The organism is Mucilaginibacter sp. (assembly GCF_041088075.1).
Classification (GTDB): Bacteria; Bacteroidota; Bacteroidia; order Sphingobacteriales; family Sphingobacteriaceae; genus Mucilaginibacter_A.
This window is the reverse complement of record NZ_JBGCVY010000024.1, coordinates 57552-81998: the sequence shown is the minus strand read 5'-3', so window position 1 is coordinate 81998 and position 24447 is coordinate 57552. Positions and strand designations below refer to the sequence as shown.

13 protein-coding genes are annotated in these 24447 nt (G+C 40.6%); 10 read left to right on the top strand and 3 right to left on the bottom strand.

Going from position 1 to position 24447, the window contains the following annotated elements; genetic code table 11:
- Positions 1 to 4: 4 nt before the first annotated feature.
- Both V5804_RS05105 and V5804_RS05100 read left to right on the top strand, forming a co-directional pair.
- Entirely contained in the window at positions 5 to 484 is a 480-nt protein-coding gene (locus V5804_RS05105; RefSeq protein WP_369590299.1) for an N-acetyltransferase family protein, read from the top strand.
- Between the two features lie 126 nt (positions 485 to 610).
- The gene (locus V5804_RS05100) at positions 611 to 1867 is read left to right on the top strand and encodes an aspartate kinase (protein ID WP_369590298.1); all 1257 of its coding nucleotides are present in this window, start codon (positions 611 to 613) and stop codon (positions 1865 to 1867) included.
- Here the strand turns inward: V5804_RS05100 and V5804_RS05095 are convergent.
- A complete protein-coding gene (locus V5804_RS05095) occupies positions 1857 to 2603 on the bottom strand; it encodes a 4'-phosphopantetheinyl transferase superfamily protein (RefSeq protein ID WP_369590297.1) in 747 nt (248 codons plus the stop codon). The two genes, V5804_RS05100 and V5804_RS05095, sit on opposite strands and share 11 nt — an antisense overlap.
- 164 nt (positions 2604 to 2767) lie before the next feature.
- On the opposite strand from V5804_RS05095, the gene V5804_RS05090 reads away from it, so the two are divergent.
- Positions 2768 to 3229: a YtxH domain-containing protein gene (locus tag V5804_RS05090; RefSeq protein WP_369590296.1), complete on the top strand. Its 462-nt coding sequence runs from the start codon at positions 2768 to 2770 to the stop codon at positions 3227 to 3229.
- Between the two features lie 118 nt (positions 3230 to 3347).
- On the opposite strand, the gene V5804_RS05085 is transcribed toward V5804_RS05090, so the two are convergent.
- A complete protein-coding gene (locus V5804_RS05085; RefSeq protein ID WP_369590295.1) occupies positions 3348 to 7469 on the bottom strand; it encodes a cache domain-containing protein in 4122 nt (1373 codons plus the stop codon).
- Between the two features lie 840 nt (positions 7470 to 8309).
- Between V5804_RS05085 and V5804_RS05080 the strand changes: the two genes are divergently transcribed.
- From V5804_RS05080 to V5804_RS05055, 6 genes are all read left to right on the top strand, one after another.
- Positions 8310 to 9431 carry a hypothetical protein gene (locus V5804_RS05080; protein WP_369590294.1) on the top strand — a complete coding sequence of 374 codons (1122 nt, stop codon included), beginning with the start codon at positions 8310 to 8312 and terminating at the stop codon, positions 9429 to 9431.
- Between the two features lie 243 nt (positions 9432 to 9674).
- Positions 9675 to 10616 carry a family 43 glycosylhydrolase gene (locus V5804_RS05075; protein ID WP_369590293.1) on the top strand — a complete coding sequence of 314 codons (942 nt, stop codon included), beginning with the start codon at positions 9675 to 9677 and terminating at the stop codon, positions 10614 to 10616.
- Between the two features lie 147 nt (positions 10617 to 10763).
- Positions 10764 to 13493 carry a glycoside hydrolase family 2 TIM barrel-domain containing protein gene (locus V5804_RS05070; protein ID WP_369590292.1) on the top strand — a complete coding sequence of 910 codons (2730 nt, stop codon included), beginning with the start codon at positions 10764 to 10766 and terminating at the stop codon, positions 13491 to 13493.
- Between the two features lie 1310 nt (positions 13494 to 14803).
- Entirely contained in the window at positions 14804 to 16024 is a 1221-nt protein-coding gene (locus V5804_RS05065) for a hypothetical protein (RefSeq protein WP_369590291.1), read from the top strand.
- A gap of 84 nt (positions 16025 to 16108) precedes the next feature.
- The gene (locus V5804_RS05060; protein WP_369590290.1) at positions 16109 to 18295 is read left to right on the top strand and encodes a GH92 family glycosyl hydrolase; all 2187 of its coding nucleotides are present in this window, start codon (positions 16109 to 16111) and stop codon (positions 18293 to 18295) included.
- Positions 18296 to 18336: 41 nt separating this feature from the next.
- Positions 18337 to 20589 (top strand): GH92 family glycosyl hydrolase, encoded by a 2253-nt coding sequence (locus V5804_RS05055; RefSeq protein ID WP_369590289.1) that lies wholly within the window; start codon positions 18337 to 18339, stop codon positions 20587 to 20589.
- A gap of 513 nt (positions 20590 to 21102) precedes the next feature.
- On the opposite strand, the gene V5804_RS05050 is transcribed toward V5804_RS05055, so the two are convergent.
- Positions 21103 to 21381 carry a hypothetical protein gene (locus tag V5804_RS05050; RefSeq protein WP_369590288.1) on the bottom strand — a complete coding sequence of 93 codons (279 nt, stop codon included), beginning with the start codon at positions 21379 to 21381 and terminating at the stop codon, positions 21103 to 21105.
- Positions 21382 to 21661: 280 nt separating this feature from the next.
- Between V5804_RS05050 and V5804_RS05045 the strand changes: the two genes are divergently transcribed.
- Positions 21662 to 24409 carry a glycoside hydrolase family 2 TIM barrel-domain containing protein gene (locus tag V5804_RS05045; protein WP_369590287.1) on the top strand — a complete coding sequence of 916 codons (2748 nt, stop codon included), beginning with the start codon at positions 21662 to 21664 and terminating at the stop codon, positions 24407 to 24409.
- The last annotated feature ends 38 nt before the right edge of the window (positions 24410 to 24447 follow it).

Below are 24447 nucleotides of genomic sequence, written 5' to 3'. Positions count from 1 at the left end.
ACAGATGAATTTATTGATACGAGAAGCTGTAAAAAGCGATTGTCCGCGCCTACTTGAATTGATTAAAGAACTGGCTTTGTTTGAAAAAGCACCCGAAGAAGTAACGGTAACTTTAGAAGAATTTGAAGATGCCGGCTTCGGCACAAAACCCGTTTGGAAAGCTTTTGTGGCCGAAGTTGATGGTTTTATCGTTGGCTTTACGCTGTATTACATCCGTTATTCTACCTGGAAAGGCTGCCGCATGTATTTGGAAGATTTAATCATAACCGAAGCTTACCGCGGCAAAGGAATCGGGATGTTGCTGATAAAAACACTGATAAAAGAAGCATTGCATCAAGGTTTCAGCGGGATGCTTTGGCAGGTTTTGGATTGGAACGAACCGGCCATCGGCTTTTACAAAAAACTGAACGCTTCTTTTGATCCAAGTTGGATCAATGTTTCGCTTTCTAAAGAGCAGTTTTCGGATTTTGATTTGTCATCTTGAACTTGTTTCAGGATCTCACTTGAAAAGTAATTGACAAAACTAAATTTTAAACTTTGCTTGTGGAATGCTGAAACAAGTTCAGCATGACAAACGAGATAACACCAAAATTTAACCGATAAAAACAGTATGCAGGTTTTCAAATTTGGCGGCGCATCGGTGAAAGATGCGGCAGCGATCAAAAATTTATCTTTAATCGTCCAAAATTATCAGAAAGAAGAATTGCTGATCGTGGTTTCGGCGATGGGCAAAACTACGAATGCGTTGGAAAAACTAACGGCTGCTTACATCAACAAAACAGATGAAGTACATGCTGTTTTTACCGGCATAAAAACCTTTCACCATCAAATTATGGCCGAACTTTTTGCGCCATCAAACCCGGTTTTTGATGAAGTTGAAAACACGTTTGTGGAAATTGACTGGCTGATTGAAGAAGAGCCGCACGATGACCCGCATTTTATTTACGATCAAATTGTTTCTATCGGCGAGTTGGTTTCTTCTCGGATTGTAACGGCTTACCTAAACCAAACTGGTGTTAAAAGTCGTTGGTTGGATGCACGCGGATTGATCCAAACGGACAATACTTACCGGGAAGGACTTGTAGATTGGGAATTGACCCGAAAAAATATCAGCGAAACCGTTCCGCAATTGCTGCAAAACGAAGTGCTGGTTACGCAAGGTTTTTTGGGCGGGACTTCCGAAAACTATACCACCACTTTGGGCCGCGAAGGTTCTGATTATACGGCCGCCATTTTTGCTTCCTGCCTGAACGCGCCTTCGGTTACGATTTGGAAAGATGTGGCCGGCGTTTTTAATGCCGACCCGAAACGGTTTGAAAACGTGCTGAAGTTTGAGCAATTGCCCTATTCCGAAGCGGTAGAAATGTCTTATTACGGTGCAAGTATCATCCACCCAAAAACCATCCAGCCGCTGCAAAACGCCGGCATTCCGCTTTTTGTAAAGCCTTTTTTAACGCCGAAAGAAAGTGGAACGGTGATTAATGCAGAAGAATTTCTGGTAAAAGTTCCGGTAATCATCGTCAAAACAAACCAGGTTTTGGTTTCGGTTTCTTCCAAAGACCATGCTTTTATCACCGAAAACCATTTAAGCGAAATTTTTAAAACGCTGGCCGGTTTTCATTTTAAAGTGAACTTGATGCAAAATTCCGCTTTAAGTTTTACTTTTTGTGTTGATTTTGAAGCTGCGCGATTTAAACAATTGCAGCAAAAACTGAAACAGGATTTTAAATTCAGGTACAATTTGGAAGTTGAATTGCTGACGGTTCGACATTACGAAACGCCTTTGCTCCAAGAACTCTCCGCAGGAAAAACAATTTTGCTGGAACAATTAAGCAGGAACACAGCGCAATTGGTGATCAAAGTTTAAAATCAAAAAAAGCCAATACTGTTTTTACCGGCATAAAAGCAACGCTTCCAACATAATTTTCATCAACCGGAAAACTTAAAACCTGCCAGCTTTCGGCAGAACCAATGATTTCGGTTGGGTTTTGATGAACACCGGTTAATGAAGGAACGAGCGAAAGTTCGTCCACCAAACCTTTTCCGGTTGCTTTGAGCAGGCTTTCTTTGCGCGTCCACAACTGGTAAAAAGTTTGGTACGGCAAATCGGATTTTTCTATAAAATCAATTTCCTGCAGATTGAAACTGAACGACAACAAATTTTGGTAGGTAAAAGAAGCATTCATTTCTTCAACATCAATCCCAACTTCGGTAGCTGCAATTGCAATTAAAACCCAGTTGCCGGAATGAGAAATATTGAAATGCAAGTTTCGCCCAAAGTTGTTTTCTAATTCAGGTTTTTTGTTTTTGGCAGATTTGAATTGAACTGCTTTTGGGTCAACATTTAAATAGTTGCTTAATAGAATCCGTAAAACTGCTTTGCCAATCAGGGAACGATGCTGGTCGCTTTCCTGTTTATATCGAAAAACTTTTTCTATTTCCTGCGGTAAAAGCAATGGTTGTAAAATTGCTAAATAAGGTATAAAATCAGTGATCTTAATCCGCCAAATGTCAGCCTTTTCAGGGTTAAGTGAACTTTCAAATGCTGTTGTTTGCCATGTTAAACCCGGCAAATGGTTAATATGAATTTCAGATGGCATCATAAGTTTGGTTCAAGATCAGATAAATTTTTAATGGCAGCAAGCGTAATTGGCTATAATTTTAACAAAATTCCAACAGATACAAATGATCCTTGTCATTTTCTTAAAAGTACAAAAAGCCTTAAACTTAAAATTGTTACCGTTGTTAGAACAAAAAACACAAAGCTATGAGTATCAAAAAAGATTTGTTGAAAAAAACGAAAGCGTACGCAGAACAGGCAAAAGAATATGCTAAAGACCATGCAAAAGACTATGCAGATTACGCAAAAAGCCATGCTAAAGACTATGCAGGAGATGCCAAAAGTTATGCTAAACATGCAAAACAAGCTGCTGAAAAAGAAGCTTGCTCCAATAACAATGCTGCATCGGTAGCCATTGCTTTAATTGGCGGTTTGGTTTTAGGCGCCGCATTAGGTGTTTTGTTTGCGCCGGAAGCTGGGACCGAAACCAGAAACAATTTGGGCAGTTCGTTGCAAGATTTGGGGACTACCGTGGCCGATAAAGCACAACAAGGCAAAGAAGCGATTACAAATTTAGCAGATAAAGCGGTTGATGCCGTAAAATCTAAAATTGGCGGCGAAGGCGCACAAGGCGAAGACCCGGATATTGACCATCCTTCTTTCAGCTAAAGTATTTTAATTTTATGTGCATAAAAGAAGCATCTGTTTGAAAAAGCAGGTGCTTCTTTGTTTAAATGCGTCCGTTGTGCTTTCATAAAAAATTTAATACGACCACAAACTATCTTTTCTAACCGCTCTTTTGCGCACCATTATTGCCAAACATCGAAAGCAGTTTTATCAAGGTTGGAATACCCGCTGCAAATGCGCTTACATAAGCAATCAGTTTGGAATACGCTTCCTGTTGCGAAGTAAGCAGGAAAGCCAAAATAGCAAAGATGACGACTATAAGCGGCGTTTTTAATTTGCGCCAATTGCCATTGTCTTCCATCTGGTTTTTGATTTTCATGGCTTCGGTATTGCCAATTGCCGTGAGTATAAAGTTTCGGAAACCACGGTTAAACAATTTTAAAGTGGTATCATCCCGAATAATAACGCCTTTATTAACAAGCATACTTAAATTATAACTGTCGAAACTGTTTACCAAACCATCCTCGGCCAAGTCGTACAATAGAAACTTTTCTTCTTTAGTGAGCGATTGCCAGATGTACATGTAAAAATAATGCGCCGTAACTTGTAGCTTAAAAGCAAGCGAATTAATGCTGCCCGCAGTTTGATTGTTGCTAATTGTGCCCGATGCTTTGATTGCCGCGCTTTGCATACGGTGCAAAAAATGGGTGTACTGCATTTCCTTTAAAATAGTTTTTTTCCAGGATTTAGCTTCAGTAACATCATCAAAATTATGGTGTTCGATTTTGTGGATCAACAACCGGTAATTTCCCAGCAAAATATGCCAGCGTTCCAAATCTTGTATTGATGTTTTGCCTGTTGCGGTTGTTGAAGCGTTGGCCAAAGCTTGTTCTGCCTGTGCATTGATCGAATCTAAAAAAGCAGTTGGATGAATGGTTGACAAAATGATGATCTTGCATTTGTTTATCACCATCAACCTTTCCAACAAATTTAATTTAATACGGTTGGTTGTTTCATTTTTGATATTGTATTCAAAATGGTTGATCAGAACCAGTTTATAATCTTTTGAAAAAACGGCTTTTTCGGTTTCTTGCCAACGGAGGTTGTCTTCGGAAGCAAGGTTTGTTATGTCGTCCGGTATTTCGATCAGGTCGAGCAGCAAAACGTTGCTTTTTTCGGGTTGATTTGGGTTGTAAACATAATCGCTGCCATCGTCCTGTTTCAATTCTTTATTGCTGATTTTTTCCTTGATATAATTTAATTTATTAGAACCGGGCAAACCGATCACCATCAGCATTTTGTTCAAATCTTTACAAAGTAAAACTTCTCTGTCTATCGCTCCCCAAACATCTGTAACAGGCAAATTCAACGCAAACAGTTTTTCGATGATGTTCAAGATCAAACCATAAAAAACAAGCAGTAAAAAAAGCATCAATACCCAAAAAGGCAATTCGCCGCGATTGAACAAGGAAGGCAAACGATAATTTAAGCTTTTAGATTCTACTTTCAGGTAATCGCTTCCGTAAGGGTTTTGCAAAAGCGTTTTCGTGCTAACGGTATCGTTTAAAGGGCCTTTGTATAACTGGTTATAAAAAAGGCTTGAGTCTACCGCAGCGGATTGGTAAAGATGATTTTCCCGGATGGCCGAGGAATCCCGGTAGAAGTGAAAAGACTTTAACAGACTGACCGTTAAGTTTTCTTCGGAACAGGATGTATTGACGGTATCGGTTTTTGTTGATTTGGAAATCGAACCGATCCAGGAGTTGTCCGTGTAAATACCCCGGCTGCCATTTTCAACATCATTTAAATAACTTTTACTGTTGCGTGGTTCTTTTTCTATCAACTTCTTGGCAAAATCATATTGCCGGTAACGGATCAACAAGTTTTGTTCATAGTTATAAGCCATTACATAAAAAAGCACAACAGGGATTCCGCTGGTGATGATAAGCCGGGTAAGAACCATCAGCGTAAAGCTGTGCTTATAGTCCCAAAACATCCTGTAAGGGCTTTTAACTTTTTGGGCTTTTGCTTCGGCTGTTTTACTGGTCCAATTTTCCCAAAAAACAAACAGTGCCGCGGCCAGCAACAAGATAACAACTTCAAAGGCAATAAATTTTATAGTATGATCGAGTATAAAAACAGCCATAACATTAATCAGCCCGATAAAGGCCAGCAAAACCCAAACCGTCTTTTTTTTAATCCTGAAAAGTACTTCCTCATTTTCTTTTCGATAACGGTTGGCAAAAAGGCACATTAAAAAAGCAAGCGCGGCTGTGGCCGAAAACAAAAGCATGAAAAAAAATTCGGCAAAAGTGGAAACTTTAAATGCAAAGTTGAGCAGCAGCACAATTGCAATATTTAAAACCAACGACAAAACATAGTACTGATGAAAAGAAGCTTTTGGCCCGATCCAATTGATATAAAACCGTTGCTTTTTAAAATAAGAACCCTGGGAAGAAACCAAAAAAACCACGGCCATTTCTACCATCAGGAAACAAAAAAATGCGAACAACATGGCCAGCGTAAAACAGTAAATCTCAACATCGCGTGTATCAATAAAGCTGATATCGCTAAAAACAGCTATAAAATAAGGCAAGCCGGTAATGGGTTTCACTTCTACCACATAATCTTTGCCCATATATGCCGTTTGAAACGACTTTTGTGCATGTGCTTCGATACAACTTTGCAGTTCTCTGTGCTTAGAAAATTCCTGCAACAGGTTCTCTTTCAGGTTTCGGTTTTTGTTGGCGTGATAAAGCACTTTGCCGCGCCCGTCAATGATGGCAAAAGTATAACCGGCGGGCAAAACAACTTCGTCAAGGCATTTCATGTTAAAGGCAAAAGCTGCAACAACAGGACGTTTAGGTTCGGATAAAACCGACTCACGGCTGATAACCGTGGTAAAAGCGCCAGTCGTCCAGGAGATGATCTGTTCTAAATAATAAGGTTTTGTTGTATCTGCATTTAACAGGTATGCTTTTTTTGCCAGTATATTTTTTACATAACCGCGCTGCCCGAAATTACCGTGCGGCCCGTTGTACTTGAGCGAATCCCACTTAAACCATTCCTGCCCGGATTGATGGAGCCAGTAAACCTGGTTAAAATCTTTTTTAGGAAATTTTTCCTGGTTCAAAATGCTGTCAACCGAGTTTCTTAATCTTGCCTTGTCTTCCGGTTCTACAATTTCAGAACTGTCTTCTTTACCAATTCTTCCAATATCTGTCCGAAAATTATTGTTCTTTAGTGCCAATGTGTCCAACTTCTGCAAAAGTTGATAATTTAACTTTATCTCGTTTTGAAAAGCGGAAATGATCTTTTTGGCAATGGTATTTTTTGAATCAGCCATTTGAAGCTGCCTGAATTGGACGTTGTATTTAAAAACCACAAAAAAGAGCAGCGACATCAGCAGCATTGATATAATTATGGCACTTATCCCGTCAAAAAACGTCAGTCGGTCTTGGCTGCCCATGTAGTATAGTTTGATTGCCGGAAACAAAATAATGATTGCCAATGCAACAATAATCAGGAACTGCACGGTGCCCGATGGCAACTGTTTCTTTTCGTACTCGTATTTTTCGTTGGCCAGCAATCCGGCAATAATCAGTTTACTGCTGGCAGGCGTAAAACTAACCGGTTGCAAAAACAGTTGGTAAACCGTGCCTCCAATTTCCTTTTTCAGGATGGTTGCGCCTTTAACCCCGTTTTTTGTGCTTCTTAAAGAATCCGGGTCTACCTCGCTCAAACCGGAAGGAAAAGTTTGGTAAACTACCTTTTTTTCATCAAATACAATGTACTCGTCAAACAACACATTATCAGGCATCAATGGCTTGAAAAACTGTTCAACATTCATCTCCATGCTAATCATGAATGCTTTATTACCATTCTGTTTTTTATCCTTCTGTTTTTTGTAAAAGCTTAACAGGTATTGATTGGAGAATCGGTTTTCCTGAATATGATAACCATGATCACTGTTGGGGCCGAAAAGTTTATCAAAAGCACTTTCTTTAATTGGAACAATTGGTGTTAGTTTGAAGCTTCCGAAAGCGTTGTTTTCGATATAGTTTTTGATGTCTCCGTCCGTTTTGTTTTTGCGGATGTAGGCCGAAAGTATATTGTTTAAAAGCGAAACACTGTTTTGTATTTTTGCCTGAATGTTGCGGTCAATGTTTTGCATCGCCCGAAAACCTTGTTCCCTGATCCTTCTTTCTTTTGCCGGGATATAAACATAAAGATAGCTTATGCCGAGAAATACAATTACCAAAACGGTAATGAAAATGGCCATCAAACCCCGCCGGAAGTAAAAAAACTTTTCATAAATCAATGCGCTAAAACAAGTTGGATTGATTAAAAAATAAGTTGCCAATAGTTAAGTATTGTTGTCCAAGTTAAAGTTTTATTTAAAGGAAAGATTAGATCAACGGTCAAATCCAAATTAACTTTTTTAAAATACTGGCTTGTGTTTCGGTTTCTGATTGTTGCATCCAAAATAACACAAAGCCCAAAGTTGTTGAAAGCGCAGTTACACGTAAAAGATAAAAGTGTTTTTACGTAAAAACACCTTTTCAGAAGGGATCAATTTCAGCAATGCTTCTTTTAGCACCCATAAATTAGTATGACCAGGTTGGTTTTCCTGAAAAAAAATCCAATGATTTTTAGGGGGTAAAAGAAGCATCAAACAAAAAAGCCCTTAACATGGCTGCTAAAGGCTTTCATTTTAAAAACGGTTCTTAGCTGTACGAATTACCTTGAAGTTTGCAGAAACTATGCAAACTGTACATACTTTTAGTCCTCTTGAACAGTTCGTGGATTATAATGTACTGTTTCTTTCCTGCAAACGATTACACAAAATTTCGGCAACGATTGCGTGGTTTTTAATCTTTACTTATATAAAGAATATAAAAAAAACAAAGTAATATAGCCTGACCGATTATAAATAAGTAAATATTAAGGCGATGGACTGATAAAAACCTAAAAGCTTTTACTCCAAAAAATTTGAAAGACCGATGAAAGGAATTACCCAATCGAGCAACGAGCAGAAAGTACAACAACTGATACCCTTTTGCCGAAACGGTAAGTTTAAATAAACGAAATTAACAAATGAACATTAAACCTATTAAATATCATGACAAGCAATAAATGGATTCTTACAATTTTGTTATTAACAGTTTTCACAAATTTTACCGCTGCACAAAAGAAACATAAAACCAAGGTAAAGTCTAACAGTATATCATCCACAACAACGCCGTGTATGGATGTACTTAATCTTTTTACATCCCCAAGCGTTCCGAAATTAGGCCCGGCAGAAACCCCTGCTCCGGCAGGCAGCTGGACTAAAGGCGAAACGCCTTTAGATTTACCGGGCAAAGGTTTGGCGCAGCATCCAATGCTTTTAGTGGGGGAAAACTACGACAAAATGTTCCTGGTCAATAAAGGCAAAGTGATTTGGACCTATTCCACTGGCACAAGTTACGAATACGATGATGTATGGATGCTTTCAAATGGCAATATCCTGTTTTCAAGAATGGAGTACGTGGCAGAAATCACACCGGATAAAAAAGTTGTATGGCGCTATGATTGTAACCCTAAACCTGGACTTACCCATACTGAAATTCATACATGCCAGCCGATTGGCCTGGACAAAGTAATGTTCGTTGTGAATGGTTTGGCACCCAAGCTAATGGTTGTCAACATCAAAACCGGAGTTGTTGAGGTTGAGCATGAGCTTCCATATTCAAAACCCGCGAACCCTAACGGTATACATGGGCAATATCGCCGGGCTCGTGTTACCGCCGATGGAACTTATCTCGTTTCTGTTTTCGGGCTTGGATATGTTGTGGAATACGACAAAGACTTCAAAGAGATCTGGAGGTACACATGTAAGCAGCCCTGGTCGGCTCTTAGGTTAAAGAATGGCAATACGTTGATCACTAATGAGGCCGATTCCAAGACACTGGAGGTTAATAAAAAAGGGGAAACGGTATGGGAATTCAATACCCGAACAGACCTGCCGGAGGCGTATCAGTTTGCTACTGCCCCCCAAACCTGCACCCGTTTAGCGAATGGCAATACTATTTTTACATCTCGAGGCGACAATAATGGTAAGGGACCGCAGATGGTAGAGGTGACCAAGGATAAGAAGGTAGTTTGGGTTATGCAAGACTGGAAAACACTTGGCCCGGTTACTACAGTGCAAATTCTTGACGACCCGGGTGTTCCTGAAATTCCTGGTCAATCAGAACATTGATTTTAGATGGGTTTTTAATGACATGAAAAATATGGGGGCCAATACGGCTTTTGTTATGATCCAGTTTAACTAAAAGAAACAATTATATTTGTCCATAACACAGCCATTGTGAATTTAACGATGAATACCTGATAGAGGTTGTGGAACCATTACACCTTGTCCGGACGTTTTTATAAAATCAAATTTTAAGAAATGATAGAAAGAAAAAAAATCAAGAATGTGTTAATCATACTGCTTTTTTGTATGGTTTCAATATTTACTACCGCTTTGGCTCAACACCCAACCGGTTTTACTTCTTTTAAAACGGGTGAGAACTGGCTTGCAGATGACGGGCTTCCCATTGATTGTCACGGAGGTAATATCATTTATGTTGCTTTTTTAAAAACTTTCTTTTGGTACGGGGAGCATTACGGAAAGCCGCGTGGTGCTGCTTGTTATTCTTCCAAAGATCTGTACAACTGGAAAAATGAAGGAGTGGTTATACAAAAAGGCGATATAGAAGTTTTTGAACGCCCCAAAGTAATTTACGATAAGATCAATAAAAAATATGTGATGTGGTTTCACTATGATGGCAACAATTATACGATAGCGGAACTTGGGGTGGCGGTAAGCGATAAACCTACAGGCCCGTTTATCTTAAAAAATCATTTACGGCCAAATGCGCATGAATCGAGAGACATTGGCCTTTACGTGGATCCGGAAACGGACAAAGCTTATATCGGTTATGCTGCCGACCATACAAATCTTACCATAAGAATGGTAGAATTGTCGGGTGATTACCTTAATGTAACCGGCAACGATGTTGACATTAAAGCCCATTGCGAAGGGCCGGGAATTTTAAAAAAGAACGGTACATTTTACCTCCTTACCAGTGGCTGTTCAGGATGGACGCCCAATCCCGGAAATTATTATACAGCTTCGTCTATTATGGGGCCTTATGAAAAAAAGGGTTCTCCGTTTATTGGCGATGCCGGGGATAATTCTTTCAACTCACAGCCCTGTTACATTTTTAAAATTCCCGGTTATAAAAATGCCTACCTCTACATGGGCGACAGATGGAATGGTTCCGGAAGCCCGAAATCACAATATGTTTTTTTGCCTATTGCTATAACGCCCGGCGGGCAAATGGAACTTCATTTTTACCGGGAATGGGATCTGAACATTTTTACTCCTGAAAAGAAATAACAGCGGGATGAATAGTGGAAGAGGAATAATTAAACCGGGATGCGGCGGATTTAAAACAGCTAAGCAAGTATGCGTTCCATCAGAGCTGGACTTTAACAACCCTGAAAGGGGATTCATTATACTAAATATTGAAACAAAACATATAAAATGAAAATACGCAATCTGATGATCCGGATAACCCTTGCCGCTATGGTGTTATGCAACGGTTCCTACGGCCAAGCCATAAAATTTAATAATAATTTGTTTTCAACAGCCGGTTTTCACAAGCTTGATAATTCAAACAGCAGGTTGGTGTATAGCTTTAACAACGGTTGGTATTTCTATAAAGGCGACGTAAAGAATGCAGACAAAGCAAATTACAAGATAACAAGCCGTTGGAAGCAGGTAACGCTTCCACATGGCGTTGATATATTACCGGCTGATGCCAATGGCGGAATTAACTATCAAGGCATTGTTTGGTACCGAAAGACCTTTACGCTTCCAAAAGAACTTTCAGGCAAACTGATTTCGTTGACCTTTGAAGCAATCATGGGGAAATGTAAGATATGGCTTAATGGCAAGCTGGTCGCACAACATAAAGGGGGCTACCTGCCTGTTGTAATCAATGCTGCAAATAACGATCTTAATTACAACAGTGAAAACGTGATAGCGGTTATGGCCGACAATAGCGACGATCCGCAATACGCACCGGGCAAAGCACAGTATGTACTTGATTTTAATTATTATGGCGGTATTTATCGTGATGCATGGCTTGTAGCCACTAACAACATATATATAAGCGACGCAAATGCGGCCAATAAAGTTGCCGGGGGAGGCGTATTGGTTCATTATGAAGATGTGAGCGGGCAAGCTGCAAAAGTAGTTGTGCAAACAGATGTTGTTAATGAAAGCAATGCAGACAGCAAATTAACGATTGAAACAGATTTACGTGATACCACCGGCAAAATAGTTGCTGAGCAAACACATTCACTTCTAATAGCTGCAAAAGGCAGCAATTCAACAATACAAACGTTACAGGTATCAAAGCCGAGGCTATGGTCACCAGACGATCCAAATCTTTATCGGCTTTATACGCTTGTGAAAAATGCAGCAGGGGAAATCATTGATGGCTACTATCAAAACATTGGAATACGCAGCGTTGAATTTAGGGAAAATGCAAAGCTATATTTAAATGGCAAGCCGTTTAATGACAAGTTGGTGGGCGGCAACCATCACCAGGACTATGCTTTAATTGGCAACGCCGTATCGAATAATTTGCACTGGCATGACGCCAAGGTAATGCGCGATGCCGGTATACGCATTGTACGTGGTTCGCATTACCCACAAGATCCGGCATTTATGGATGCCTGCGACCAGTTGGGCATATTCGTAATTGTTTGTACACCAGGTTGGCAATTTTGGAATAAGGACACAACTTTCGCTAATTCCATTTACAGTGATGTGCGGCACATGATCCGCCGCGACAGAAACCATCCAAGTGTGTTTGCCTGGGAATCAATCCCAAACGAGACTGGTTACCCGGCCGATTTTGGTCAAAAAGTATATGAAATTACCCATGCCGAGTTTCCCTTTAAAGATTGTATCGCAACAACCAATTCCCATTCTCCTCATGCTGATCAATATGAGTTGCTTTATGGGCACCCCGGTGAACAGGTGGAAGATGAAAAAACATTGGCAGATAATAAAGATAGTAAAAGCGATAAGATGAATATTATGCGCAGGGAATTGCAAAAGCCGTTTTTTACCCGTGAATGGGGAGATAACGTTGATAATTGGAATGCCCAAAATGCAGATGGACGGGTTGAACGCGGATGGGGCGAAGTGCCGCAATTGGTTCAGGCGAAACACTATGCCAATCCTGACCCCGCTGACCGAATTGGGAAATATGCCACCAGTTGGGAAACATTATATGAAAGCCCGGCTGGGCATATTGGAGGCTGTGTGTGGCCTTTTGCCGATACCGAACGGGGTTATCATCCTGACCCTCAATATGGGGGCCTCGTAGATATTTTTCGTCAGACAAAATACGCGTATTATCTGTTTAAAAGCCAGCAAAACCCGGATAGCCGCTATTTTGCGCTCACCGGCGAAAACCCCTATACGCTTTATATCGCTAACGAATTTACCCCTTTTTCACCAGCCGATGTAACGGTATTTACAAACTGTGATTCTGTAAGGTTGACGGTATTTGGTAAATATACGGCTACGCTTGTACCGGATAAAACATTAAAAATGCCGCATCCCCCTATTGTTTTTAAAGACGCTTATCATTTCAGGGACAGCAAAGATGTTGAAAGCCGGAAGACAGAGGTTGTAGCTACTGGATTTAAAAATGGCAAAGTAGTTATCGTAACAAGCAAAAAACCGGGGTTGCGCCCTGCGGCACTGAAATTATCAACGGATGCAGTACCCGAAGAAATTATTGCAGACGGCAGTACGGTAATACCAATAACGGCATCAATCCTTGACAATAACGGCACCGTAAAAAGGCTTAACGATCAGTTGGTAACTTTTGAAGTCGTTGGCGAAGGGCGGTTAATAAACAATTCCGATATAGCCGAAAACCCAAAAAAAATGAGTTGGGGGACAGCACCACTGCTTCTCAGGACCAATATGAAAGCCGGCGACATCAAGGTTATTGTTAAGCCGATTGTGCAGGGCGCCATCACGGTCAGGCCCGACACGCTTGTTTTGCATAGTTTGCCGCCTTCCGTTCCGGCAATCTATAACCCTAAAGACGTAAATAATCTTGAGAAATATGGCAACAATACTCCTATTATAAAAAGTTCTGCACCAAGACCTTTAGGTCCTGTTAATTTGAAAGAACAATTGAGAAAGGTTGAAGAAGGGCAGAAAAAATTCCAAACGAATAACTAATAGTCATAAAAAAAAGATAAGGAACTTGTTTAAATTTACTTTTTGTGCCTTACACAATGCTTCTTTTACCGCCTAAAAATTGGCATTGCCTGGTTTTTGATTTGTTCAGGCTGGCATAGGCACCAATTTTTAGGCGGTAAAAGAAGCATCGGCCCCAAAAAAGAGGGCCAGGAAAAAGTTTTTGTACTGTTCTCGAATGTATGCTGGCTATAAAAATCCAATAATATTTCTTCAAAACAGCAACTTCTTTTAACTGTAAAATTGAAATAACCTATTCTGATTTATTTGTTTTTTTAACCAAATTTAATCCATCATACATTTCGAAACACAGTATAATCAAACATCATTTCTTTGAAATGGAATAAGTTCCACTATTGCTAAACCTCGGTAGTAAAACTTAGAGCTTGTTTAAATTTATATCGTAAAGATTTATAGTGCTTCTTTTATGCCTATAAATCTAAGTTTAGATGTTATATTGATACAAAAATTACAGTGGGCTACTGATTTTAGGTGATAAAAGAAGCATAGAAAATAAACTGAATAAAATTTAAACAGCTTCTTGGCTTCCATAAAATTTGAATCGCAATAACCAAAGCATGGTTGTTGTATTGGAATCGTCATTGAAATCACGTCTGAGACCCTTAATTAACATTCCCTTTAAAACCCCCAACTTACATGTAAACCCAACTGCTTGGAAATGATTGTATACTGATTTTCTTAATTGCCAACATAAACAATTTTGATGACCCGAAGGCACGTTTGTCATAAAGTTATTACGGAAACGATTGCATAAATTTTAAACGGGCCTTTTTTGTCTTTTATAATTACAAAATGCTAATATCGTGTCTGTTAAACCAATTAACTACAATTATGAATCAAATCACAACTCTTAATGGTTTTGATGGATATTTCGTCCAAAAGAAATTGTATGGCCATTGTCATCATGAAATGCCTGATTTAGGGCTCGCAACAACGATACATATCTTGGGCGAATCCGAAAATTCGGAACATACAGTAAGCAGAATGGTAAGCGCCATAACTCAGGCACCGTTAAAATATTGGATAAATTAAAGAGCTATTGCGCGCAAGATGGTGAAGCACGGGTTTATTATTACTCCATAGTACGGGTAACAAACCGATTAATTTAGAGGCAGACGTTCCGTTAATCTACACAGATTATTACTACTTGGAATCTTTAACGCGGTTAAAGCGATTAAACAATTATCAATCAGTTATCAAACAATAATATGTTGAATACATTTGTGAGACAACTAATTGAGGAGAATCAATTAAAGAAAGCTGTTTATAAAATGCGAGCCAACAAAACCATTCGCTGCCTAATTTTAACCACTTTTGTTAGCTTAAACGCGGCAGCACAATCGGCCATGTTTCCTACGGTAAGTGCGCCGGTACAAATAACTAACGGCAAGGAACATTTATTTGCCAGTTATTACGGCATAAATTCATGGAGCAAAAACGAGCGGTATGCTACCATTTTAGAAACCGATGTAAGGTTTCGCATTCCTACAATGCAGGATACGGCTACGCTCGGCCTGGTTGATATGCGCACTAATAAGTTTATACCCCTTACCAAAACAACCGCCTGGAATTTACAACAGGGCTGCATGGCGCACTGGCTGGCTACCAACCCAGACTCGGTTATTATTTATAATGATATGCGGAAGGGTAAATATGTATCGGTTATTTTAAACGTGTTTACCCGTAAAGAGCTAAATGTTTTCCCTTACCCGGTTGCGGCAGTATCCCCTGATGGTAAAGAAGCGGTTTGCATTAATTTTTCGCGGTTGCGCCTCACCCGTACAGACTATGGATATGATGGCGGAGGCCAGGATGTTCAGCCATCAGTGCAGTTTCCTGAGAATGATGGCATATTCTTACTCGACTTACAAACCGGGAAAATAAAATCTGTTGTTTCGCTGGCGCAACTAAAAAGCCAGGTACCCAAAATTAAAGACCCTAAAGGAATAGAATACATCGGCCACGTATTATTCAGCAAGGGCGGCTCTAAACTGTTTTTTCTGGCAAGGGCAATACCGGCCTGGAATACAACCTCGTTCACCATAAACAAAGACGGTACCAATCTAAAACGCTGTTTTCCGGATGAATGGGGAGGCTCACATTTCGATTGGCTGAACGATCAGCAATTACTAATAACCGCATTGTATGAAGGCAAGCAAAACAGCCATATTTTATTTACCGTAGGGCAAAGTAATTACCGCAAATTGGGTGGTGGCAAACTGGACTATGACGGACACGGCACCTTCTCGCCAAACGGAAAATGGATGGTGACAGACACCTATCCCGCCAGGAACCGCGATCAAACTATTCGTTTATTAAACATGAAAACAGATTCGGTGCTTACCTTAGGCAGCTACCGCGAACCGCCCGAATTTAAAGACGGGTGGCGCGCAGATATCCATTGCCGCTGGAGCCCCAAAGGCGACCTTATAGGCTTTAATTCAACGCACAACGGCTCAAGACAAGTGTATGTGATGAAAGTGAAAGAATAAGCGATGTTTTACACTTATCATTGTTAACCAGAGTCCGCCTTTGTACAAAATAAGATGGCTTACATTCTACCAAATTATAAATATATGAAAAGAAATATTTTAATAACCGCGCTATTTTTATTTGCAACAGCTTATGGCCAAGCTCAGAAAAAGGCCATATTGAAACCCGTTACCGCTTATGTAAACCCTTTATTGGGTACCGCTACTTTGTGGGACCCCAAAGACCTTGGCTTTGTGCCTACTTATCGCAGCTGGGGCGCCGAGGTGTTTCCGGGTTCATCTTTGCCTAACGCGATGGTGCAATTAACTCCGGTATCTAAATTTCACAGCGGATCGGGTTATCAGTACGAGGATACTGTAATTTATGGATTTGCGCATACCAGCAAAGGCCACTGGAACTTATGTAACATCCCGCTGATGCCTGCATCGGGCAGCAATTTTACTGCTGACGATTATAAGTCGTCTTTCAGTCATAAAAACGAATCGGCCCATCCCGGCTATTACCAGGTTTATTTGCCCCGTTATCATATAAATGCCGAGCTAACCTCAACTTTGCGTTGCGCATTTCATAAGTATACTTATAAATCAAATGCCAATAAAAAACTCATTGCCGATTTATCAATGGCGAATGAAGGAGTACGTGCCTGGAAAATTGACAGGGTAGACGATAATATATTAACCGGCTTTCAACAGACCGGCGAAAAAATGTATTTCTATGCTGTTTCTAATCATAAGATCACGGGGATTGACACCTTAACTTCGACTGCCCCAGTGATTCAAGCCCGTGGTGGGCGAGGCAGGCCAGCAGGACCGAAGAAAACGCCGGTGATAAGTTTTGCAGATGCAGAAAAGCCTTTAGAATTGCAGATCGGATTTTCGTACGTATCGGTTGATAATGCTAAAGCGAATTTGCAAAAAGAAATGTTGGGCAAAACTTTCACGCAAGTTAGAACAGAGGCCACTACTACCTGGAACAATTTATTAGGAAAAATACAAGTTACCGGCGGCACAGACCGCCAAAAGGGTTTGTTTTATTCGTGCTTATACCGTTCGTTCCTTTGGCCTGCCTTGCGTAGTGATGCTAATGGCGATTTTACTGACATGAGTGGAAAGGTAGTAAACAAGGGCTTTAATTATTATACAGAGCCATCAATATGGGACGACTATCGCAATAAGGATGTTTTGTTGGGAATGTTATCTCCAAAAGTACTTAACGATGTTATACAATCATTAGTTGATAAAGGCAAAATAAGCGGCTTTATGCCAACATTTTTTCACGGCGACCACGCTTCCGCAATTATTGCAGGATCTTATTTAAGAGGACTAAGGGACTACGATGTAAAAGGCGCTTATGACCTGATGTTGAAAAATGCTACTGTTGAAGGTACTCGTAAGTACGTGGACGAATACAATACCAAAGGTTATATCGCTGAAGATGCGGTAGAAAAACCTACCCTTGGCGCCGTGCATAAAGCCGCGGTTACCAAAACTTTAGAATATGCCTATGACGATTATGCAACCGCCTTGTTAGCAAAAGAGCTGGGCGATACCAAGAGCTATGATATGTTGATGAAACGTACCAAGAATTATAAAAATGTGTTTAACCCGGAAACTGGCTTTATGCAGGGCCGTTTGGCCGATGGCAGTTGGGTAAAGAATTTCGATCCGGGCTTTGTGTATTATGAGTACATGTACCGCGAAGCAAATGCTTGGGAGTCAACGTTTTTTGCGCCACAGGATCCTCATGGCTTAATCTCATTATTTGGCAGTAAAGCCGCTGCGGAGAGAAAATTAGATGCTATGTACACCACCCCTTATGATGGGCGCGAAGCCGCTAACATGTCCGCCTTTATTGGCAATTACTGCCAAGGAAACCAGCCTGATCATAGTACTACTTACTACTATTATTTTGTAGATCAGCAACCAAAAGCTCAAATGTATCTGGATAGTATCATGAACAATTTGTATGGCATGGGTAAAGACAAGCTAGCATATCCGGGTATGGATGATGCGGGCGAAATGTCAGCCTGGTATGTGTTTAATGCTATGGGATTCTACACTTTTTCACCTGCTGATCCGAATTATATCGTTTCGGTTCCATTGTTTGACAAAGTATCTTTAAAACTGGGTGCCAAACCTACCACGATTGTCAAAAAAGGGAACGGCAAAAAGATAACAGATATCAGTTGGACTGATAAAAAGGTTAAAGGATATTTTATTGATGATGCCGACTTGAAGAAAGGCAAAACCCTAACGATTACTACTCAATAGTTTTACGAATAACAAACATTGTTGCTCAATAAAAATCGTACATGAAAAAAATAAGGAGCCTTATTTTGGCCGCGGTCATCTTGCCGTCCCTCACTTACGGACAGACTAAAATCCGCCTTACAAGTTATGTAAACCCGCTGATAGGAACCACGGTTTTAACCGACCCCAAGCTGCTTGGCTACGACCCGCCATGGCGTACCTGGAATGGCCTTGATGGACCTGCGGCTACCACGCCATTTGGTATGGTACAGGCAGTTCCGGTAACTACTTATGGCAGTGGCAGCGGTTACGAGTATGAGGTTAAAACAATTAAGGCTTTCGCCCAAACCAGCGGAACGGATTGGGGGCAGCTTAACATCCCGGTTATGCCGCTGGAAGGCACCGGTTTCACTGCCGATAATTTTGCTTCGACCTATAGCCACGCAAAAGAAACGGCGCGTCCCGGCTACTACCGTGTTTTGCTGGAACGCTACAATATCAACGCAGAACTTACCGCTACTACGAGATGCGCGTATTATAAATATACTTACCTGGGCGGTCAGGATAAAAAGCTTGCTTTCGATCTTGTACACTCAGGCGGCGGCAGCAGCACCTGGGAGATTAACCAGGCCGGCGATTATGTAGTTACCGGGAAACAGGGGGGCCTGTATTTTTATGCTGTAATGAACCATAAGATCAAAAGCATAGATATCAATAAACGCAACCCAAACCAGCCCGATATCCCGCATAACGGGCAAGGTGCAGGCGGTCAGCGAAAATTGACCGGCAATATTAATATGCCCGTTATCAACTTCGAAAAGTCTGATAAGCCACTGGAGCTTAAAATTGCAATTTCAAGCGTTAGCGCCACAGGTGCAAAATCTAATTACGATATAGAAATAGCGAACAAGGATTTCGACCAGGTTTACAAAGAGGCTGATCAAAAATGGGAAAATATACTGGGCAAGATCAAGGTTACCGGCGGAACACAAAAGCAAAAAACAATGTTCTATTCATGCCTTTACAGGCAGTTTTGGTACCCAAGTGTTACCAGCGACGCTAATGGCAAAATATCTCTTGACGGCGGTGGCAGAAGACAAGGTGCGGGCGCAAGCGTCACTGCATCTGCACCAAGGGATACGGTTCCTGGATTTGATGTTTATCAAAGCCCTGGGTTATGGGACGTTTTCCGTACACAATTGGTTATGCTTAATATGGTTAGGCCTGATGTAAGCAACAATGTGATCAAATCCATGATCCTGTCCGGAGAGCGGTCGGGTTTTCTTTCTACTTCGTTTCATGGCGATTTCGCTTCGTCTTACATTGCCGGCGCCTATGCACGCGGCGTTAGGGGTTACGATGTACAGAAAGCCTATCATTTGATGCTTAATAATGCCAATACCCCATCCGGTAATGGTATAAGGACCCCAAGGCCACATAATGACGAGTATCTCAAATTGGGGTATGTTGCCGAAGTAAATATTCCGAACCCGACAACCGAAACGGTATCTACCGCGGGTACTACTAAAACATTGGAATTTGCTTATTCGGGTTACTCGGTAGCGCAGTTGGCTAAGGCACTTGGCGACAAGGAGATGTACAACACCATGATGAAGCGCAGCCAAAATTACAGGAACGTATTTGATGCCCAGACCGGGTTTATGAGAGGCCGGCTTGCCGACGGAAAATGGGTTACCCCGTTTAATCCGAGCTATCCTTATTACGAATTTATGTACCGCGAGGCAAACGCCTGGCAGGCATCATTTTTTGTACCACAAGATACCAATGGACTTATCGCTTTGTACAAGAGCCCTAAAGCTTTCGAGCTTAAGTTAGATTCGCTTTTTACTATTCCATGGGGTGGCTATGCAAAGGACAACCTATCGTGCTTCCTGGGTCAATTTTGTATGGGTAACCAGCCTGATTTTAACTACCCATATCTTTATTATTTCATAAACAAGCCCGAAAAATCGCAGGCTATACTTACCAAGTTATTATCGGATTACTACGGAATGGGTCCCGAAGGCCTGGCGTTGGCAGGAATGGACGATTATGGTTCGCTTACTGGATGGTATGTATTTAATGCCATGGGTATATATCCTTACTCGCCAACAGACCCTGAATATATTGTATCGGTGCCTATTTTTGACAAAGTTGAAATGCAGATAGGCAACGGTAAAACATTTACCATTAACAAAAAAGGAAAGGGTAAAAATATTGGCAAAATGACCATAGGCGGAGCACCTCTTAAAGGATGGTTCGTTAATTATGCTGATATGCTTAAAGGTAAAGCACTGGATATTTATACAAAATAATAGTTTAGAACGCGACCAATTTAGTCACTGGATAGCACTAACCATGACCAAAAGAAGTAACAATTATTTAATTTAATAATCCAGATATGAAGATTTATGAATTATTAACAATTGACACTTTTTGCATATTGTACTCTCCAACTATAAGCAAATTGGGCTCAACATGAATTTTTACACTATTGCCTGTTTTTTATAAACCGCTTGTTGCATCTTCAGGCAGCGTTAAAGTTTTAGCTATAGTTGAGATATGTAAAAAACCAAGCGAAACATTAACGGTAGTTTCATTTATATTGAAGTTGTTTAAACTTTTGTTTTTGTGAGAACAAGACTATTTATAATGGAAATCAATTCATCCCCCTAACCCCCTTCGAAGGGGGAAGCCTGTTGCCTACCTTTCTAAAGCTTAGAAATTTGAGATAAAAAGGTATGCGCCCTGGCCCTTTTCCCCCTTCGAAGGGGGTTAGGGGGATGACCTTAATTTTTACCCGATAAAAGAAGCACTCGGACATAAGTTTAAACAACTTCATTTTCAACAACAAAAGTGTTATCGCCAAAAAGATAAAATTCTACTTTACTTGGCGCATCAAATTTTATCCCGAACGTTGCCAGCAGTTTGTCACTATAAACTTTAATTTGCTCCCGTGTTAAGTTTAGAACTGTTTTAAGCGATCCTTTAACAGGCAATGCAGTTACATTTGCACTATTCAAAAATGCCGTGTAATCTGCAATTCTTTTGGCAAGCCCATCAGTAATTACCAAAGGAGTTCTCTTGTTTACAATACGTTGTAACATATCAATGAAATTAGGGTCTTTAAGTGCATGAACTTTAAAAATAGCCGCTTCTTTTATGCCTGTAAATCCTGTTTTTGATGCTGTTCCAATACAAAAAGTACAACGAGCCGATGATTTTTATGCGGTAAAAGAAGCATAGAAAATATGTTGAACAAAATTTAAACAGGCTCTTAGAATATTGCAACTTATTTCTATGCAATCGTTTCCGTGATTAAACTAATAGAAATCAGTTAGGTAATACTTAATTTGCACTTAATGGAACCTCATTCCAATAATAATTATGAAGAAGTTTAGCTCGTTTTGCTTATTACTATTCTTTTATACAACCTCATTTTCGCAATCAAGCATTATAAAATACCTGTCGGGAACTGATAAAGACCATACCATACAATGGGATTTTTACTGTAGCGAAGGGCGCAAAAGCGGCCAGTGGACTAAAATAGCTGTACCGTCAAACTGGGAACAACAAGGGTTTGGTAACTACAACTATGGCAGCGATAATCTTAAAAAATTTACGGAACAAGGTATATACAAACACCAGTTTGCAACTGAAGCGACTTGGAAAGGCAAACGCATATTTATAGTTTTTGAAGGAGCGATGACAGATACTAAAGTTACCGTAAACGGTAAACTGGCCGGGCCTATCCATCAAGGGGGTTTTTATCGTTTTAAATATGATATAACGGATTTGGTTAACGCTTCAGGGCAAAACCAATTAGAGGTTACAGTGGATAAGCAATCAGCAAACCCATCGGTTAACAAAGCCGAACGCAACGGAGATTACTGGATATTTGGTGGTATTTACCGCCCGGTTTATTTGGAGATAGTACCACAAAAATATATTGACCGCACGGCTATTAATGCTACATCCGATGGCAATTTTCAGATCGATGTTTTTATCCAAAACCTTAAAGGCGGCGAAATAATTGAGGGTCAGGTACAAAAACTTAACGGTGAAAAAGTAGGCAAGCCCTTCACCATAAAAGCTAATACAAGTGCCGAATTTCAGCAATTAAAAAGCAGTTTTCACAAACCTTTATTATGGAGTGCCGAGTATCCTAATTTATACCAGGTGGTTGTCAACATAAAAAATAAAAACGGGGCAATTCTACATTGCGTTAAGCAAAAATTTGGTTTCCGCACGGTTGAGTTGCGAAAAAACGATGGTTTATATGTTAACGATACCCGCATCATATTAAAAGGTGCTAACCGCCACAGTTTTTGGCCAGAGAGTGGCCGTACGTTGAGTCACAACGTCCATTTAATGGATGTGAATGCTTTAAAAGATATGAATATGAACGCGGTACGTATGTCGCATTACCCGCCCGATCAGGATTTTTTAAATGTTTGCGATTCACTAGGTATATATGTGTTGGATGAGTTAAGCGGCTCGCAAAATAAATACGATACCATTGTTGGCCGTAAACTTGTTAAAGAAATGGTTGCACGCGATGTAAACCATCCAAGTATTATCATTTGGGACAATGGTAACGAAGGCGGCTGGAACCGTGCTTTGGATAATGAGTTCAAGCTATACGATCCGCAAAACCGTACGGTAATTCACCCTTGGGAAAAATTTTTGAATACCAATACTAAGCATTACCCTGATTATAAATACGTAACACAGGGTTTGGAGAAAGACAGCACTGTATTTTTCACAACCGAATTTATGCATGGTTTGTATGACGGCGGCGCGGGGGCCGCGTTAGATGATTTTTGGAAGGCTATGAACAAATACCATGCAAATGCAGGTGGATTCATTTGGGCTCTGATTGATGAAGCCATTATACGCACCGATAAAAACAATGTTTACGATACTTATGGCAATCACGCACCTGATGGCATACTTGGTCCGCACCGTGAAAAAGAAGCAAGCTATTATGCTATAAAAGAGATATGGTCGCCTATTTATATCGACCCAAAACCTATTGATGCTAAGTTTGACGGTAAAATACTTGTAGAGAACCGTTACTCCTTTACCAACCTTAGCGCCTGTACCTTTAAATGGAAACTGGTTAAGTTTCCGGGTGCGGTGAGCAAAAGCACTGCGGCCACTACTACCTTAAGCGGCGCAGCGGCTATTAATTTGGCACCAGGCGCAAAGGGCACATTAAACCTCAAACTACCTGCTGCATGGGTCAAGAACGATGCCTTGTACTTAACTGCTTACGACAAGGATAAGGAAGAGGTGTTTACTTGGTCGTGGCCTATAACCGCACCATCGGCAATTGCTAAAACGCCGATCATGTCGGTACGTATGCCTATTACCGCTACCGAAAGCGGTAACGACCTCATTATAAACAGCAACCGTATTAAATATTATTTTGATAAAACTACGGGCTACATCACCAAAGTAGTTAAACCAAATGCCACTATATCATTATCGGGTGGCCCGGTATTGGCAGGTGTAAACACAACGCTTAAAGAGTTTACGCATAAAGAAGTTAACGGTCAGTATATTATTGAGGTTGATTATACAGGCGATGCCAGCTTACATGTTAAATGGACCTTCGCTTTTAGCAAACCGGTTGAACTGGAATATAGCTATAAACAAACCGGCGATGTTGATTTCCACGGTATAACCTTTAACTACCCGGAAGAGAAAGTTACCGGTATGAAATGGTTAGGACGCGGTCCATACAGGGTTTGGAAAAACCGGTTACGCGGCCAGCTGTTTGGAGTGTTTCATAAAGATTATAACAATAGCACAACTGGCGAAACCTGGAAATATCCTGAGTTTAAAGGCTACCATGCTGAAATAAACTGGGTAGTTATTGAGAATAAGGAAGCACCAATTACTGTTTATACAGATGATAAAAACATATTTTTACAAATGTATCAACCAAGCCGCGCCAATGGCGCGACTGACAAAGTGATGCCGCCTATGCCTACCGGAGGCATTGGTTTTTTGAATGGTATTAGTGCCATGGGCACAAAGTTTCAGGAAGCGAAACAAATGGGTCCGCAAAGCCAAAAAAACATCCTTACCGGCTCTCCTATTACCGGCACTCTTTGGTTTGAGTTTTAATTAAACGTCATAAATTATGTGCGCCATATGCGATGAGA

Excerpts from the sequence above, each read along its gene's own strand:
- V5804_RS05090 (WP_369590296.1), top strand. The coding sequence starts at position 2,768 with ATGAGTATCAAAAAAGATTTGTTGAAAAAAACGAAAGCGTACGCAGAA.
- V5804_RS05080 (WP_369590294.1), top strand. The coding sequence starts at position 8,310 with ATGACAAGCAATAAATGGATTCTTACAATTTTGTTATTAACAGTTTTC.
- V5804_RS05095 (WP_369590297.1), bottom strand. The coding sequence starts at position 2,603 with ATGATGCCATCTGAAATTCATATTAACCATTTGCCGGGTTTAACATGG.
- V5804_RS05065 (WP_369590291.1), top strand. The coding sequence starts at position 14,804 with ATGCGAGCCAACAAAACCATTCGCTGCCTAATTTTAACCACTTTTGTT.
- V5804_RS05055 (WP_369590289.1), top strand. The coding sequence starts at position 18,337 with ATGAAAAAAATAAGGAGCCTTATTTTGGCCGCGGTCATCTTGCCGTCC.
- V5804_RS05105 (WP_369590299.1), top strand. The coding sequence starts at position 5 with ATGAATTTATTGATACGAGAAGCTGTAAAAAGCGATTGTCCGCGCCTA.
- V5804_RS05060 (WP_369590290.1), top strand. The coding sequence starts at position 16,109 with ATGAAAAGAAATATTTTAATAACCGCGCTATTTTTATTTGCAACAGCT.
- V5804_RS05100 (WP_369590298.1), top strand. The coding sequence starts at position 611 with ATGCAGGTTTTCAAATTTGGCGGCGCATCGGTGAAAGATGCGGCAGCG.
- V5804_RS05070 (WP_369590292.1), top strand. The coding sequence starts at position 10,764 with ATGAAAATACGCAATCTGATGATCCGGATAACCCTTGCCGCTATGGTG.
- V5804_RS05085 (WP_369590295.1), bottom strand. The coding sequence starts at position 7,469 with ATGGCCATTTTCATTACCGTTTTGGTAATTGTATTTCTCGGCATAAGC.
- V5804_RS05075 (WP_369590293.1), top strand. The coding sequence starts at position 9,675 with ATGGTTTCAATATTTACTACCGCTTTGGCTCAACACCCAACCGGTTTT.
- V5804_RS05050 (WP_369590288.1), bottom strand. The coding sequence starts at position 21,381 with ATGTTACAACGTATTGTAAACAAGAGAACTCCTTTGGTAATTACTGAT.
- V5804_RS05045 (WP_369590287.1), top strand. The coding sequence starts at position 21,662 with ATGAAGAAGTTTAGCTCGTTTTGCTTATTACTATTCTTTTATACAACC.